At 70.0% G+C, this 16,517-nt stretch carries 12 protein-coding genes; 6 read left to right on the plus strand and 6 right to left on the minus strand.

Annotated elements, in window-relative coordinates:
* Positions 1-34 precede the first annotated feature (34 nt).
* A complete protein-coding gene (locus GF068_RS28080) occupies positions 35-2,044 on the minus strand; it encodes a VWA domain-containing protein (protein WP_153822565.1) in 2,010 nt (669 codons plus the stop codon).
* Positions 2,041-2,976 (minus strand): DUF58 domain-containing protein, encoded by a 936-nt coding sequence (locus GF068_RS28085; protein WP_153822566.1) that lies wholly within the window; start codon positions 2,974-2,976, stop codon positions 2,041-2,043. The genes GF068_RS28080 and GF068_RS28085 overlap by 4 nt, the downstream gene beginning before the upstream one ends.
* Before the next feature lie 67 nt (positions 2,977-3,043).
* Between GF068_RS28085 and GF068_RS28090 the strand changes: the two genes are divergently transcribed.
* The 3 genes from GF068_RS28090 to GF068_RS28105 all read left to right on the plus strand — a co-directional run bounded on the left by GF068_RS28090 (position 3,044) and on the right by GF068_RS28105 (position 6,563).
* A complete protein-coding gene (locus GF068_RS28090; RefSeq protein ID WP_153822567.1) occupies positions 3,044-3,439 on the plus strand; it encodes a hypothetical protein in 396 nt (131 codons plus the stop codon).
* 435 nt (positions 3,440-3,874) lie between these two features.
* The gene (locus tag GF068_RS28100) at positions 3,875-4,828 is read left to right on the plus strand and encodes a serine/threonine-protein kinase (RefSeq protein ID WP_153822568.1); all 954 of its coding nucleotides are present in this window, start codon (positions 3,875-3,877) and stop codon (positions 4,826-4,828) included.
* A gap of 16 nt (positions 4,829-4,844) precedes the next feature.
* Positions 4,845-6,563 (plus strand): sigma-54-dependent transcriptional regulator, encoded by a 1,719-nt coding sequence (locus GF068_RS28105; protein WP_153822569.1) that lies wholly within the window; start codon positions 4,845-4,847, stop codon positions 6,561-6,563.
* A 7-nt stretch (positions 6,564-6,570) separates the two neighbouring features.
* Here GF068_RS28105 and GF068_RS28110 read toward each other — a convergent pair whose 3' ends face one another.
* The 3 genes from GF068_RS28110 to GF068_RS28120 all read right to left on the minus strand — a co-directional run bounded on the left by GF068_RS28110 (position 6,571) and on the right by GF068_RS28120 (position 11,830).
* Entirely contained in the window at positions 6,571-7,308 is a 738-nt protein-coding gene (locus GF068_RS28110; protein ID WP_153822570.1) for a hypothetical protein, read from the minus strand.
* A 185-nt stretch (positions 7,309-7,493) separates the two neighbouring features.
* Complete coding sequence (locus GF068_RS28115; protein WP_153822571.1) at positions 7,494-8,399, minus strand: hypothetical protein; 906 nt, start codon at positions 8,397-8,399, stop codon at positions 7,494-7,496.
* 218 nt (positions 8,400-8,617) lie between these two features.
* Positions 8,618-11,830: a serine/threonine-protein kinase gene (locus GF068_RS28120; RefSeq protein ID WP_170319725.1), complete on the minus strand. Its 3,213-nt coding sequence runs from the start codon at positions 11,828-11,830 to the stop codon at positions 8,618-8,620.
* Positions 11,831-12,013: 183 nt separating this feature from the next.
* On the opposite strand from GF068_RS28120, the gene GF068_RS28125 reads away from it, so the two are divergent.
* From GF068_RS28125 to GF068_RS28135, 3 genes are all read left to right on the plus strand, one after another.
* A complete protein-coding gene (locus tag GF068_RS28125) occupies positions 12,014-13,657 on the plus strand; it encodes a phytoene desaturase family protein (protein ID WP_153822573.1) in 1,644 nt (547 codons plus the stop codon).
* A 46-nt stretch (positions 13,658-13,703) separates the two neighbouring features.
* The gene (locus GF068_RS28130; protein WP_153822574.1) at positions 13,704-14,303 is read left to right on the plus strand and encodes a hypothetical protein; all 600 of its coding nucleotides are present in this window, start codon (positions 13,704-13,706) and stop codon (positions 14,301-14,303) included.
* A 175-nt stretch (positions 14,304-14,478) separates the two neighbouring features.
* Positions 14,479-15,165 (plus strand): carbonic anhydrase, encoded by a 687-nt coding sequence (locus tag GF068_RS28135; protein WP_153822575.1) that lies wholly within the window; start codon positions 14,479-14,481, stop codon positions 15,163-15,165.
* Positions 15,166-15,184: 19 nt separating this feature from the next.
* Here the strand turns inward: GF068_RS28135 and GF068_RS28140 are convergent, their stop codons facing one another.
* Complete coding sequence (locus GF068_RS28140; protein ID WP_338046601.1) at positions 15,185-16,435, minus strand: MFS transporter; 1,251 nt, start codon at positions 16,433-16,435, stop codon at positions 15,185-15,187.
* Between the last annotated feature and the right edge of the window lie 82 nt (positions 16,436-16,517).

Here is a 16,517-nt window from a genome sequence, read left to right on the forward strand (position 1 = left end):
CTCTCCGCGTGCGGAGAGGGGCTGGGGGTGAGGCTCAGGCTGCCGCCGAACCCTCGCGCTTTTGCCCCACCGCGCGCAGGAACAGCTCCAGCACGACCAGGCCGAGCAGCCCGAGCGCCACGTAGGGCGACGCGTCGATCGACGGCACGACGCCCCCGAGCTCCTCCGCGCGCGCCGCGTCGACGACGCGCCGCGGCCGCAGATCGATCTCGCGCTCCGGCACCGTCGCGACCCGGATCACCCGCTCGCCGTCGAGCCGCACCTCGTACCGACCTCGCAGCGGCGCCACCGCGCGGCGGCGCCCGTCCTGCTCCACGACCGGGATCGTCCGGCGCGCCTCGCCCGCGCCGACGGGCAGTCGCTCGACCGCCACGTCCTTGAACCCGTCGAACGTGAACGCGTCGCCGACCTCGATCTGCCGCGCTCCGCCCCGGGCCCGCGCCGTGCCCACGAAGCGATCGAGCAGCGCCAGGAAGGCCGGACGCAAAACGAAGTCGCTCTCCTCCACCGTGAGCGGCAGCGACAGCACGTAGACCGCCCCGCGGCCGAGCGAGCGGCGCAAGAGCAGCGGCGCCCCGTCGTCCCAGCGCGCGAGCACGTCCGCGTTCGTCAGGGCGGCCGGATCGAAGGACGCGCGTCCGTCGGGCGAGAGCTTGGCCAGGCCCTCCGCGCTTGGCCCGAAGAACACCGCGCTCGTGGGGTCCGCGCCTTGCGACGGGCTCGCCCCCCAGCGCACCACGCCCGGCACGAGCGGGTCGAACCCCGCGCCGAGCGGCGCCGTCGCGGCGCGTGGACCGAGCGTCAAGAGCAGCACGCCCCCGCGCTCCACCCACGCCGCGAGCGAGCGCCGCACCTCCGGCGTGAAGCCCGGCACGTCGTCCACGACGAGCCCCGCGAACGCCGACAGCTCCTCCGCGTGGTCCGGCACGGCCGGCAGCGGGCGCACCTCCGCGTCGAGGTGCATCGCCGCGAGGGCCTGCTCGATCGGCGGCGGCCCGCCCGTGGCCACGTGCGAGGACGCCACGTCCACCACGACCGCGATCGGCAGCGCCCCGCCGGCCGCGACCACCGGCGCCTCGTCGTCCTCCAGGATCGTGTCGCCCGGCGTCAGCCCGACCGTGAGCTCCGCCGGCGCGCCCGCCGGCACGTCGAGCGAGATTTCTTCGGCGCGGACCGCCGCCCCGAGCGGCGCCGAGGCGAGCACCTTGCCCTCGCCGCGGAGCTCGATCGAGCGCCCGGCCGAGGCGGAAGCGGCGCCTGCGGCCTCGGGGCTACACACGACCCGCGCCCGCACCTTGCCCGCGCGCCCGTCCGCGCGTGTCACCGCGCAATCGCCGCCCGTGGCTTCGAGCTCCGGCACGGGCGCCCAGAGCGCCGCATCCGAGCCGCCGCCGAGGGGCGGCGCGCTCGGCGCCCCGTCCGCGAGGTCGCTCAAAAGCACCACCCGCCGATCGGCGTGGGGCACGCGGAGCAGGAGCTCCCGCGCCAGGGCCAGGGCGCCTTCCAGGTCGGTCGCGCGATCGGACGGCTCGATCATGTCGAGCGCGCCCGTCACGGCCGTCATGTTCGTCGTCGCGGCGAGCGCCACGCGCGCGGGCGCGCCGCCGAGCACCACCGCGACCGCGTCGCCGCTGCGTAGCCCCGTCGCGAGCTCGCGCGCCGACGCGAGGGCCCGGTCGAACTTCGTCCGCTTGCCCGGCCCGCCTGGCCCGCCCTCCAGCGGCGCGCGCATGCTGAGCGAGTCGTCGATCACGATCGCCAGCGCCACCGACGCCCCGTCCTTCCGGGCCAGGCCGAGCCGCGCGCAGCGCACGAACGGCGTCGCGCCGAGCACGGCCAGCAGGAGCACGCTGAGCGCTCGCACCGCGAAGAGCGAGCGATCCTCGAGCATGCTGCGCCGCCGGGCCATGGGCTTCGTCGGCGGGACGAGTTTTGCCGGCGGGAACGGCTGCTCCTCGGCCTGCCTTCGCCGCAGCATGTGGGCCGCGATCGGCGCGGCGACGAGCAGCGCCACGAGCAGCCCGGCGATCGTGGTGAAGCTCATGCCCGCGCCTCGGCCACGGCGCGCACCACGTCGCGCACCACGTCGGCGGGGGGCCTGTCCGTCGTCGCCTCCACCCAGCGCCCGCCTCGGCCCGAGAGCTCCCTCGACCAGCGCTCGGCGATCGCGGCGAGCCGCTCGCGGTAGATCGCGCGCACCTCCTCGGCGTCCGTCTCGACGACCACGTCGCCCTCGCTCGCGCGTAGCCGCACGTGCCCGGAGAAGCCGAGATCCGCCTCGTTCGGGTCGAGCACCCGCACCGCCACGAGCGAGCGCCCGCCGGCCGCGAGCGCCGAAAACGCCGAGAGCGCCCGCTCGGGCAGGTCCACGAAATCGCTCACCAGCACGATCACCGCGCCGCGCCGGGCGCGCCGCGCCACCGGGGCGAGGGCGCGCTCCATCGCGGCCTCGTCTGCGCTCGCGTCGCCTGCGGCTGCGGCCCCTTCGAGCGCGCCGGCCACCCTGTCGAACGCCTCGCGCCCGCTCGACGCCGGCAGCGCGAGCGTCCCTCGCCCGCCGATCCACGCGAGCCCCACGGGATCGCCGCTCGACAGCGCCACGCGCGCGAGCGCCGCGGCCACGAGCGCCCCGTACGCGAGCTTCGCCCCGGGGGCCCGCGTGCTCCGGTAGGCCATCGACGCGGTCGCGTCCACGCAGAGCCAGAGCGCGCGATCCGTCTCCGTCTCGAACTCGCGGATCATCATCCGGTCGTGCCGGAGCAGCGCGCGGCGGTCGAAGAACCGCAGATCGTCGCCGGGCACGTAGGGCCTGTGCCCGCCGAACTCCACGCCGGGCCCTTTTCGAACGCTCCGGTGCCCTCCGGCGTACACGCCTTCGGCCAGGGACCGGGCGCGGAGGCGCAGCGGCGCGAGGCTGCCCCAGTCGATGGGGATCCCGTCCTTTCCGGACCGCGACGAGGGGCGAGGCTCGGCCATGGGGGATCGTTCAATTACCCCAACGCGGAGGGCCCGCCACGACAAAACTTGTGGCAAGAGTGGGCCTGTGCGCGACAAGTTCGGCGGCTCTTTCCGCGGGGTCCTGCTCGCGACGCTCCTCGTATCGTGCGAGACCGCCGAACCCGAGCCGGCGCCCGCGCCGCCCTTCGCGCCCTCCGCGTCGGCGGCGCCCGCGGCGCCCGTGCTGCCGCGGCGCCCGACGGTCCGCCATTACCTCGCGCGCAAGGACGAGCGTTGCGAGGTCTACGCGGTCGACGGTGATCGTGTCTCCGCGGCCACGCGGACCCCGTGCCCGCAGGATCTCCAGGTCGGCGAGCGAATCCGCGTGATGGGGAAATCGTGTATGCGGGAGGGCATCGCCGAGCGGGCGCAGCCGGTCGTCTGCCCCGGAGCGCTCCTGACGGCGGCGACGCCCCCGGATGTGGATGCCGGGGGGACCTGAGCCTCGGGGGACCTTTGATGAAAGGTCTCGAGGGGGTCGATCAAAGGTCTCGAGGGGGTCGATCAAAGGTCTCGAGGGGGTCGATCAAAGGTCTCGACCCGGTCGCGGACCTGCTCGACCCGGTCGCGGACCTGCTCGACCCGGTCGGCGACCTGCTCGACCCGGTCGCGAACCTGCTCGACCCGGTCGGTGACCTCCTCGACCCGGTCGCGAACCTGCTCGACCCGGTCGCGGACCTCCTCGACCCGGTCGCGGACCTGCTCGACCCGGTCGCGGACCTGCTCGACCCGGTCGCGGACCTCCTCGACCCGGTCGCGGACCTGCTCGACCCGGTCGCGGACCTGCTCGACCCGGTCGCGGACCTCCTCGACCCGGTCGCCGACCGCCTGGACGGGGGCCTGTTCGGCGTGGGAGAGAACGCGTACCCTGGAGCTCTTGGCAACCCGGATCGAAGGGCGGATCGGAGACCATTACCAGCTCTCGGCCGTGCTCGGCCGGGGGGCCATGGGCACGGTGTACGCGGCGAAGGACCTGCGCACGGGCAAACGCGTGGCCCTCAAGGCCCTGCACGTCCGCGGGTTCCTCGACCCGCGCGACCCGGACGTCCTGCGCTTCGAGCAGGAGGCGCGTATCGCAGGATCGCTCGCGTCCGAGCACATCGCCCAGGTCTTCGACATCGAGCGAGACCCCGAGACCGAGGCGCCGTTCCTCGTGATGGAGCTGCTCCGCGGCGAGGACCTGCAATCGCTGCTCGACCGCGTGGGGCCCCTCTCGGTCGACGTGGCCTTGCGGATCGCGGCGCAGGCCGCGCGGGGGCTCGCGGCGGCGCACGCGGCCGGGGTCGTGCATCGGGACGTCAAGCCCGGCAACCTCTACCTGGCGCGGCAACATGGCGGCGAGATCGTGGTCAAGGTCCTCGATTTTGGCATCGCCAAGATACGGCGCCTCCCGGTCGACCTGTCCGCGGGCGCCGGGCTCACGGCGCCGCAGGCGTCGATGACGGCGACGGGGCAGCTCCTCGGCTCGCCGCTCTACATGTCGCCGGAGCAGGTGGACGGCGCGAAGGGCCTCGACGCGCGCAGCGACGTGTTCTCGCTGGCCGTGACGCTCTACGCGATGCTCGCCGGCCGGCCGCCGCACGCGGACGTGAAATCGTTCCCGATGCTGCTCACGCGTATCTCGACGACGCCCATGCCCCGCATTCGCGCGGCGGCGCCGTGGGTCTCGCCCGAGGTCGAGGCGCTGCTCGACCACGCGGCGCAGCTCGACCGCGAGGCGCGATTCCCGAACGCGGCGGGGTTGCTCGACGCGATCGAGCCTCTCCTCCCGGCAGGCGCGGCATTACGCGAGGAGCTGCTCGTCGGCTGCGGGGGGAATTCCGGACCGTGATGAGGACCGACGCGTGATGAACCAGCGGCAGATCCTGGCTTTTGTCGAGAAGCTCCGGCAGGCGCGGACCTTCGAGGACGCCGCGCAGGCCATGCTGCGCGGGATGCTGGACGCGGCGAACGAGGCGCTCGGGGCGAGCGGGTTCGCGAACCGAGGCCGCATCCTCCGCGGCATGGCGCATCTGCGGCCCGGCGACGGCTACCGGCGATTGGTGCTCGTCGACGACGCCCACCGGAGCGGCGAGCCCGTGATCCACCATCTGCCCTCCGCGAGCGCGTGGCGGTGGATCGTCACGCGGGGGCGCCCCATTGCGCTCGACGTCCCGCTCGGCCGCGTGTGGACGCTGGAGGACGATGCGCCGAAGGTGCTCCAGGAGGGCGGGTTCTCCGGCCAGGACAGCGTGCTGCGATTGACGAACCGCGACACGAGCCACCTCTATGCGGTCCCCCTGCGGGCCTTCCACGGCGCGATCGAGGGGATGGCGACGGTCGAGGCGGCCTGCCCGCGGGCCGTGGGCGACGATTTCATCTTCCCGGCCCTCCACGAATCGCTCGAGGTCCTCGCCGACCTCGCGGCGCCTTATCTCGCGACCTTGCCCTTGCGGCCTGTGACGGGTGGCGCCACGGACGAGCTCTTGCCGGTCATTGGCCAGACCATGGCGGGCTTGATCGAAATGCTCCGGGTCTTCGCGCAGCAGGAGGAGACCTTGCTCATCGGCGGTCCGACGGGGGCGGGCAAATCGCGGCTGGCGCGGTGGTGCCATGCGCAATCGGTCCGGCGGGGGGCGCCGTTCGAGGTGCTCGACCTCATCGCCGTGCCCGAGGAGCTCCAGATGGCGGAGCTCTTCGGCTGGAAAAAGGGCGCCTTCACGGGCGCGGTGCGCGACACGCCGGGCTGCATCACGCGGGCGTTCAAGGGGACCTTGTTCATCGACGAGATCGACAAGCTCTCGCTGAAGGCGCAGGCGGGCTTGCTCCAGCTCCTCGAATCGCGGACGTATCGCCCGATCGGGGACGGGGCGCGGGAGCAGCAGGCGAACGTGCGCTTCATCGTGGGCAGCAACGTCGACCTGTACGATCAGGTGAAGGCGGGCCGTTTCCGGGAGGATCTTTATTATCGGATCAACGTGCTGCCCTTGAAGATCCCCCCGCTCGACGAGCGGCGGGACGAGGTGGCGGAGTGGGCGCGATTCATGGCGGTGCGGCGTCATCGTGAATCGGTGCCGGGCGGAGAGGTGCGAATCCTGGCGGGGGCGGAGCGGCTGCTGGCGGAGCACACGTGGCCGGGGAATTTGCGGCAGCTCGACAACGTGGTGCGGCGGGCCTACGCGCTCGCGTTGATGACGCATGGCCAGGCGGGGGCGGAGGTCGTGCTGGAGGAGAAACATTTCGCGCGGGCCTTGAGCTACGAGCGCGGGAGCGAGCGGCGGTCGGCGCTGGAGGCGCTACGCGGCGCGGCGGAGGCGCTGGTGGAGGAGGCGGAGCGGCTGGAGGCGAAGGGGCAGGGGCTCGAGCTGGAGGTATGCGACGCGTTCCGCGGGATCGTGCTGGGGACGGCGGTGGAGAAGCTCGGCAGCCGGGACGCGGCGTTCCGGCTGTTCGGGAAGGGCGCGCAGGTGCAGGCGCGCAATCACCACAAGATGTTGCGGCGCGAATGGGAGAAGGTGGAGGCGCTCTGCAAGGCGCTCGGGGAGGAGGGAGCGCCGTTCAAGGGGATGGGGGAGGAGGAGGGGTGAGGGGCACTCACTGCAGTATGTAGCAGCTCGCGTCCTCGGTCTTGAGGCGTACCCGGATCGTCTCGGTGTAGCCATAGCTGTCGAAGTAGTCCCAGAGGCCGCCCTCCAAGGAACCTCCCCCGGAACCGCACACACCGAGGTTCGTCAGGTTGCACGTCGAGCTCGTGTCGCAGATGCGGGTTGACATGGCCTGGGCAGGATCGCCGCACGCGTTCGCGAGGTCGTCCTCCCAGCACACGTACGCCTCCGAGTTCGCTGGGCCCAGGAACAGATTGCCGAACGCGGTCGACTCGCGGAGATTGTACGTCCCCTGCAAGGTGCTGTCGGGCTCGATGGCGGCGTGCGCCCCCTCGAGCAGGATGGGCACGGGCTCCTCGAAGGCATTCAGCTTTTGAATCATGCAGGCGGAGACCCACCGTTGCTCCGAGAGCGTAAGCGGAGCGCCAAGCCATCCATCGGCGAGCCCCCACCAACCCCTGTACGTCTCCCCGGTGATCGGGTCACGCACCGCCTGGTCCTCGCGTAGCGCGCACTTCACGGCCGATCTGAAATACTGGTGAGAGTAGACCGGCGGCTTGGTGAGGAACGATATCATCGTTCCACCTCCTGCATCGAGCGCCTGAGAGCCGATGGCGTATAGCGCCGTCAGCGTTTGGGGCCACCACAAGGGCACCGAGTCGTCGCCATTCTGCCCGGTCGGCGGCGGATCGGGGTCGCCCATCGTCTGGAACGGGACGTCGAACATGTCCTCGTCGAGCGCGTGTTCGGGGCCGCTGCAGCCGGTCGCCAAGGTGCATGCGCCAGCGAGCATCAAGGATGAAAGTCGAACGTTGATCATGAGTACCTTTCCATTCAATGGCAGCCCCTTGCAGGGCGCCGCTAGCGGCTCGGATTCGGTGGACGAGGCTCGTCGTGGACCACGAAGTGGGGTCACTCCGGGAGGTCGCAGTCGAGCCCGTACATGTCGAGGTTGGGCAGGCGCTCGCGGAAATTGAGATAGGTGCCGCCGCAGCTCCAGTAGTTTCCGCCGTTCCACCAAGTGCACGCGGTCTCGCACGGCCCTACCACGTGGACGCCACACGAGGTGCCTGCGGTGCCGCAGAGCTTGTCGTCGAGCACGGCCTCCGCATCGTTGCAGTCGTACATCAGGTCGTCGAAGTAACACGCGCTGGCCGTGAACGCGGGGCGGGAAAAGCGCGGGGTATAATCTTCGGGCTCGAGGGGCGCGATCGAATCGAACAGATTGCCCCAGACGATCGAGTCGTACTTGGGGTATCCAGACGGGACCGTGTTGATGTAGAAGCCCGGGCGATACCCCTCCAGCAAGAGGTTCGTGGTGGTCTTGTAACCATTGAGGTGCTGGACGAGGCAGGAGGTCATCCAGTATCTGTTGTCGGAGCCGAGGGCCTGGGTCTGCCATTGCGAGGCGACGCCGTACCAGCCGGAGTACGTCAGGTTCGTGGCAGGATCCGTGACGGTCACGTTCTGCGGCAGGGCGCACTTGATCAGGAACTTGAGGGCGTGTTCCCTGCACGAATCGGACCCGAGCTGCGGCAGGTGCGGCATGCTGGGGAGCTGCCCCTGCGCATTGACGAGCGGGCCATCAGCGAGATCGCGGTACGTCTGCTGGACGCCGTGGTGCCAGAAGCAGTTGGGGAAGAAGGGATTTTGCCCGGTGGGGGGCGGATCGGGATCCGGATCGCCGCCGGTCATCGGCTCGAGCGGCACGTCGAACGCGTCCACTCCGACCGTGCCTCCGGCACCGATGTCTCCGCACCCCGTCGCCAGCATACAAGCACTGACCAGGATCATGCACGAGGATCGAACGTCATTCATGAGTGCCTCCACGGTTCCGCGAGCCGAGCGGACGGTAGTGCACCGCTCGTGCCAACTCCACGTGAGCCGTGACGACGGGCGTCATCGTAGGGACCGGAGGCCTCGGTACGGCAGGTGAAGCCCACCCGCCACCACGTCTCGGATACGTTGGTGTTACAGGGTGCGGTATCAGGTGTCCGTGGGGTACGCGAGCGCGTACCCAGGGGACGCGGCGGGTCTCAGAGCAACGCAAGCGCCTCCATGAGAGCCTGGCCATGTTGGCGCTCGAGGCTGTGATCCTCGCGGAAGGCGGACTCCAGGGCCTCCCTCGCGCGACGGGCGGCGTCGGAGACCGCGGCCCCACGGCCTGCCGCGCGAGCCTGTACCAGGTAGAGTAGACCCTTCGCCAGGAGCGCCGTGGCCATGTGTGGATTTATCGAGAGCGCCTTGTCCGCCATGAGGAGCCCGGCGGCGACGTCCTCGCGCGAACTTCTGGCGGTCTGCTGGGCCCACGACGCCCGCCAGGCATGGATCTCGGCCGCGATTTGGTATGGGTTCGGATCCCTGGCATCGGAGAGCAACGGGCGTATCGTCGCGAGGGCGGCATCAAAGGCGTCGGCGTCCACGTCCCTCCGTTGCACGGCGACGCGTATGGCGATCAGGTCGATCTCCGCGGTCATTCCGCGCAGGTCGGGGGTCAGGCCCCCGCGAAGCTTCGCCGCCTCCGATGTAGCTTGCCGTGCGGTCGAGACGGAGGCGTCCGGGGCGAGACCTTCCTGGATCTCGTACAAGGCACGCAGATAATAACAGCAGGCCACTTCGGCGAGCAGGTACGGATCTCTGGGCTGGTCACCGGCGAAGCGACGCACCCTATCGAGAGCTGATTGTATCGATGGGCGTGGATCTCGGCCGAGGGAGAGCTCGCGAAGTCCTTGGAGTCGCTCCACGCGTGCCCTCCAGTAGGCTTTACGAAATGGGTCGATGTTTTCCCGCTGCTCGAGTGACGTGAGTGCCGCCGCCAGCGCCGCGACTGGAGCCATCTCGGCTCGACCTCGTTGGATCTCGTGACGCACCAGCAGGGCGAGCGCCTGGACTCTCAGATGGATGGGTGGCGCGAAGGCCGGATCCAGCGCGATCGCGCGGTCGAAATGTCGGAGGGCCTCGTTCACGACATCCTGCACATCCTCGCCGCGCGAGGTGGCCCGGCCTGCAGCCGCAAGATATACCTGCCCCAGCTCGTTGACCGCCCAGGTGAAGCTCGGGTCGAGCTCGATGGCTCGACGATACGCAGAGATGACGGGCTCGACCGATAGATCCTCGCCCCGCGAGGAGAGGATCTGCGTGTGGTTGTTGATCGAGCGCGCCATCGCATAATGCGCCATCACGTCCCCCGGGCTCATGCGCACGCTCTCCTCCGCCGCGCGCACCGCCTCCTCCGCGACCCGCCGTGCTTCCTCCCCGGTATCGCCGCGGAATGCATACGATCGCGCCGACATCACGAGCGCCCGCTGCACCCGCGCCCTTCCATCCTTCGAGCTCGCCTGCACCGCGCGCATGCAAGCTTCATCCGCCGTATCGAGCGCCGCCTTCATCGACGCCCCCTTCTCCCCCGCTGCCCACCCCATCTTCTCCCAAAGCTCACACTCCGCCCGATGCAGGTCCGGATCACTCTCCCCCATCCGCGCCGCCACCGCGTACGCCTCCGCCGCCGGATCGAAATACCGCTTCATCTTCTCCCAATCGAACGCCGCGTCGTGCCGATACTTGCTCCCCTCCGCGAACAACGCATCCGCCTCCAGTTGCTTCGCCTCGTACATCCACGGCGCCTGCTCGAACGCCTCCTTCCCCAGCGCCCGCGCCTCCTCGTTCCTCCCCTCGTACAGCGCGATCAGCCCCTCCACGTACGCCGGCGCCTCGATCTCCGCCCCCGACGCCGCCCGCAGATGCCCGAGCGCAGGATCCCGCAACGCCGCCGCGAGCTCCGCCTCCCGCTTCTTTCGCTCCTCCGCGTTCGTGATCCGCTTCGTCTCGTCGAGCGCCCTTCGATACAGCTCCCCCAGCGTCCGACCGAGCGCATATTCGAGCTCCGGCGACCGATACCCCGCCGCCACCGCCGCCTCCAGGTGCTCCCGCGCCTTCTCCGGATCCCCCAGCGCCAGATACCCCCGCCCGAGCGCGTAATGCCCCGGCCCCTCGCCGACCCGCCCCGCCTCCTTCATTCGTTGCTCGATCCCCGCGAGCTTCCGCCGCACCACGTCCCGCTCCCGCTCCACGTCGTGCAAGGGCAATGCGTAGGCCGCGCGCAGGAAGAGCTCCATCTCCTTCACCCGCTCCCCGAGCTCCTGCGCGAGCCTCGCCTCCGCCGCCGCCTGCTGCCGCGCCTCGAACCACACACCCGAGAGCGCGAGCGCGGCGACGAGCGACGCCCCCCCGAGCGCCGTCGCGAGCTTGTGCTTCCGCGCCTTCTTCAGGAGCACGTATCCCCAGGACGCACGCCGCGCCGCGATGGGCTCCCCGTCCAGAAATCGCTGCAGATCCTCCGCGAGCGCCCGCGCCGATTCGTATCGACGCCCGGGATCACGCTCCAGGCATTTCATCACGATCGTCTCGAGGTCCGCCGGCACCCCCTTCTTCACCGTCCCGAGCGGCGGCGGATCCTCGAACGCCACCATCATCAAGAGCTTCCACGCGTGTGGCGCGACGAACGGTGGCCGCTCCGCGAGGACGTCGTACAAGGTCGCCCCGAGCGAATACACGTCCGAACGTCGATCCAGCGCGTGCACCTCGCCCTTCGCTTGCTCCGGCGACATGAACGCCGGCGTCCCCAGCACCGCCCCCGTCACCGTCTCCCCCTTGTCCGCGACCTCCCGCGCCAGACCAAAATCCATCACGTACGGCTTGATTCCCCCGTCCGCGTCGGCCTCGACCATGATGTTCCCGGGCTTCAGATCCCGATGAATCAGCCCGAGCCGGTGCGCCTCGTGCACCGCCGCCGCGACCTCGCGCATCACCTTCACGCGTTGCTCGAGCGAGAGCCGCCCGGCCATCCTCGAGAGCGGCTCGCCCTCGATGTATTGCATCGCGATGAACGGCTCGCCGTCGGCCTCCCCGGCCTCGTAAATGCGGCAGACGTGCTCGTGCTGGATCTTCGCCTGCGCGCGCGCCTCCAGCAGGAAACGCCGCCAGAGCTCCGGATCGCTGCCCTTCAAGAGCTTGAGCGCCACCACGCGCCCGAGCCGCTTGTCCCGGCCGCGGTAGACCGCCCCCATCCCGCCTTCGCCGAGGAAATGGATGTCCTCGTACCGCTCCGCGAGGGACGGAGGCACGAAGCGACGCTCGGACCGCGGCACCGAACGAGGGCCTGATTCCGTCGACGCGAGACCCGGCGCCGCGAGCACCGTGGTGTTCTCCACGTCGACGTTCTCCTCGGGCGACGCTCGAACGATCCTCATCCAGCCTCCCCCCTTTGCAGCCAGAGCATTCCGGGCAAACACCATACCAGCCGAGCGGCCCGCGCGGAAGCCGCCGTTTCGTTCGTCCGTGCCGCCCGCCATCGCGCCGGCTCGACGAAATGTCGCGCCTGCGCAACGCCTCGCGCCTTTCTGACATCGAAGCCCGGATCGAGGAGGTTTTCCATGGAGCGCTGGGACACGATCGTCGTGGGATCGGGGTCGGGGGGCCTCACGGCCGCGCTCGCGCTCGCGCGGGCCGGGCAGCGGGTGCTCGTCCTCGAACAGCATTATCTGCCGGGCGGCTGGACGCACAGCTTCGCGCTCGAAGGTTATCGGTTCAGCCCCGGCGTCCATTACATCGGCGAGCTCGGCCCCGGCGAATCCGTCCGCGCCCTTTACGAGGGCCTCGGCCTCGCCCCGGACCTCGTCTTCCACGAGCTCGCCCCGGACGGGTTCGACCATTTCGTCATCGGCGGCGAGCGGTTCGACGTCCCTGCCGGCTTCGATCGATATTTCGAGCGCCTCGTCTCCCGCTTCCCGCACGAGCGAAAGGGCCTCGAGAAATACTTCGACGTCGTCGGCCGCATCGTCGCCGACACCCTCCGCTGCGAGGAGCTGCTCGCCTCGCCGGGCGGCGCCCTCACGCTCCCGTTCCGCGCCCGGAGCCTCGCCGTCTGGGGCCTGCGCACCCAGCGCGCGCTGCTCGACGGCACCATCCGCGATCCGCTCCTCCGCGGCATCCTCGCCGCGCAATCGGGCAACCACGGCCTGCCCCCCTCGCGTGTCTCGCTCCCGCTCCACGCCCGCATGATCACCCATTATTACGGCGGCGGTTTTTATCCACGCGGCGGCGCCAAGCGTATCCCCATGGCCATGATCAAGGCCCTGCGCAAGCGCGGCGGCGAGATCCGCCTCCGCGCCCGCGTCCGCCGCATCCTCGTCGAGGACGGCCGCGCGGCCGGCGTCGAGCTCGAATCCGGCGAGCGGTTCGCGTCCCGCGCCGTCGTCTCCAACGCCGACCCCGCGATCACCTTCGGCAAGCTCCTCGAGCCGCCCCACGGCGAGCGCGAGCGCCGGAAGACCCGCCGCATGGAATACTCCGTCGGCCTGCTCAGCGTCTTCGCCGCCACCGACCTCGATCTACGCGCCCTGGGCCTCGACTCGGGCAATTACTGGATCTATCGCACGCTCGACGTGAGCGGCGTCTACGAGCGCGCCCTCCACGCGCTCCCCCAGGGCCTCATCGAGGGCCTCTTCCTCACGGTCACCACGCTGAAGGACCCCGGCCACGCCCCGAAGGGCCACCATACCCTCGAGCTCTTCACGTTCGTCCCCTACGAGCCCTTCGAGGCCTGGGCCGGCACCACCGCGGCCCGCCCCGCGGCCTATCGCGACCTCAAGGAGCGCCTCGGCGACGCCATGATCGCCGCCGCCGAGCGCGTGATCCCCGGGCTCGGCAAGAACCTCGTCTTCCGCTCCGTCGGCACGCCCCTCACGAACGACTTTTATTGCGAGACCCACCGCGGCGCGAGTTACGGCACCGCAAAGCTCCCGTCCCAGCTCGGCCCCTTTTCGTTCCCCATTCGCTCGAGCGTCCCCGGCCTCTACAACGTCGGCGCCAGCACGATCAGCCACGGCGTCGCGGGCGCCGCCACCTCCGGCCTCTTCGCGGCCCGCGAGATCCTCGGCGTCCGGCACATCCAGGACCTGCTCGCCCCGGCCGACGGCTCGCTCCGGGTCGTCCCCGCTTCGGACGTCGCGCCCGCCTCCGGGGCCCGCGGACACGCGCCCCACGAGGACGAAAACGAAGACGCCCTCGCCTCCTGATCGACGCTTTCCCGGGGAGGCCGTTTCCGCTATCGAACGGGCGTCGATGACCGCTCCCCGCCCAGCCTGGTCGCTCTTCCTCGACGTCCTCCGCGGGCCCCGCGCCGCGATGGCCGGCGTCGCCGCGCGCGCCGACGCGCGGGAAGGCCGTTCGGTGATGCTCGTCCTCGGCGCGACGCATGGCCTCTTCTCGCTGCTCCTCTACCTCTCGGGCCACGCGCCTCGGTTCGGCTTGCCGGGGCTCGACCCGGGCCGGCATTATCTCTTCCAGGCCCTCTTCGCGGTCCCGCTTTACCTCGTCCTCTTCTGGATCGGCGGCGGCGTCGCGCACGCCCTCGCGCGTCGCCTCTCCGCGTCGGGCGGGGCGGGCAGCCGGGGCGCGTCGCTCGCGGTGTTCGGCGTCTCGTACGCCGCGCCGATGATGTTGCTCTTCCTCCTGCCCGACATCGTCGTCCACCTCGCGTTTGGTTTTTCCGCCATCGGAAAGGCCATGCGATATTACGCGCCCCTCGCCGCGATCGGCTGCTTGATCCTCGGCACGATGGGGTTGTCGCGCGCGCACCACCTCCCCACGCGGACGGCTCTCCTCTCCGCGTTCGTCGGTTTTCTGACGCAGGCCGTCGTCGGCGCGTTGTTCCTGCGATAACGAGCTCGCCGCTCGAGGCATCGGAAAAAGCTAAGTGTCGAGCTGAGATATCCGACGCGCCGCCAGGGGTTTGCGGCCCGCCTCGCATCGGAAAACGAAGGCCCGGGTCGAGGTCCTTTGCGTACCCAACAATTCGGTTGGACCACCCGTTCGGCCTCGGCTACCCTCCGCGGTCATGGAAAAGTTGCTCCGAGGCATCATCGACTTCCGCAAGAACAAGCGCCCCGGTCTCCTCGACCTGTTCCGGAACCTCGCAGAAAAAGGGCAGAAGCCGGACGTCCTGTTTTTCGCCTGCGCGGACAGCCGTGTCGTGCCGAACCTCGTCGTCTCGACCGATCCCGGCGATCTCTTCGTCGTCCGCAGCGTCGGCAACCTCGTCGCTCCGGCCTCGTCCGAGGGCGTGTCGGTCGCCGATGTCTCCGAGGCCTCGGCCATCGAGTACAGCATCAACCACCTCCCGGTGAAGCATATCGTCGTTTGCGGGCACTCCCACTGCGGCGCGATGGGCGCCGTCCTCGCCGGCCGGGACAAGCTCAAGGGCGTGCCGAACCTGAAGGAATGGCTCTCGCACGCGGAGCCCTCGTTCGCGCGCCTCGTGCGCTCGCCCTTCATCAAGAACGAGCTGCCGCCCGCGGATCGCCTCTCCCAGGCGAACGTGCTCCAGCAGATCGACCACATCCTCACGTACCCCGGGATCTCCGAGCGCGTGGCGCAGGGCACGCTCATGCTGCACGCCTGGTGGTTCGACGTCCCGAATGCCGACGTGCACGTCTACGACCGGGAGCGCGGCGGTTATACCCTGCTCGACGAGGCCGAGGCCGACCGCGTGCTCTCCGGACGATCGGGCATCCGCCCGAGCTGATTCACACCTCGACAGGTCTTCAACCAGCGGCCCCGCCCGGCAACCCCGTCGGGTCGGGGTCGACCTGGTCCTTCGCGTCCCGCTTCCGCCGCGCCGCCGGATCGTCGTACATGAAGACGACCGTGAAGAGCACGAACGCGGCCCACATCGCCACGTGGTGGTAGAGCATCGTGATGCCGCCGAAGCGCTGGAAGATCCGGCTGGCGACGAGCGGACCCGTGAGGATGCCCGCCGCGTAGAACATGTTGTAGATCGCGTTGGCGCGGCTGTAATCGCGCGGCTCGACGATCACGCCCGTCAGCGCGAGGGCCACCGGCGACATCGAGGCGAACGACCCGCCCGTCCCGAAGACGATGGCGAGCATCAGCCAGTAATTGTCGACGTACACGAAGCCGAGCACGCAGGCGAGCCCGATGACCGAGAGCACGCGGACGGAGCGCAGGTGCCCCACGCGGTCGGCGATCCGGCCCGCGATGTTCGAGAACACCATCATCCCCAGGCAAAAGAGCCCCGTCAGGACGATCGTGTTGTTCTCGGGGACCCCTTTCGACTCGATGAGGTAAAGCGGCAGGAAAATCACCACGGCCGCCTGGAAGTAGCCGTACGAGAACGAGGCGAAACACGAGGTCTTGATCCGCCACAGGATCGTCGCGGCGGAGAGCTCCGAAGCTTTCTCCTGGCTGTTTTCGTCCTCCGCGCTCGCGCCTTCGACGGGCGGCGCCGGCGGCATTCGGAGCGACACATAAATACCGGCGGCGAGCGCGAAGAGCGCGGCCACGCTGAACGAGACCGTCGCCGGGACGAAATAGGCCATTCCCGTCGCCATCAACGGGCCGGCCACGTATCCGCTCGCCAGCCATATCGCATAGAGGCTCGTGAGGTAGGCCTTGTGCTCCTTCTTGGCCTGCGCGAGCAGCACCGTCTCGGAGCTGACCCATATCCCGATCGTGAAGAGCCCGTCGACGAAGCGGACGGCCGCGACCGAGGCGAAGCTCGGCGCGAACGGGAAGGCGACCAGGCAGCAGGCATAACCGAGCAGAGACGCGGCGAGGACACGCTCGGCCGAAAACCGCCGAATGATCGCCCCAACCGGCAGCGCGAAGAGCACGAGCCCCGCGCCGAAGAACACGGCCAGATCGCCGATCTGCGCCTTCGTGTACCCGACCTTGTTCAGGTAGACCGCCGTCAGCCCGATCGAGATGCCGCACGCGATCCCGAACGGCAACGTGGTCCCATAGAGCCGGCGGAGCGGGGGGGTCACATGACTCACGCCCGGCCTCTACCATGGCAGGCGCGCGTGGGCTATGCGCCTCTGCTGCGAACGATCTTACCCATCCGCCCGCCGTGCCGCA

This window comes from Polyangium spumosum (genome assembly GCF_009649845.1).
Classification (GTDB): domain Bacteria; phylum Myxococcota_A; class Polyangia; order Polyangiales; family Polyangiaceae; genus Polyangium; species Polyangium spumosum.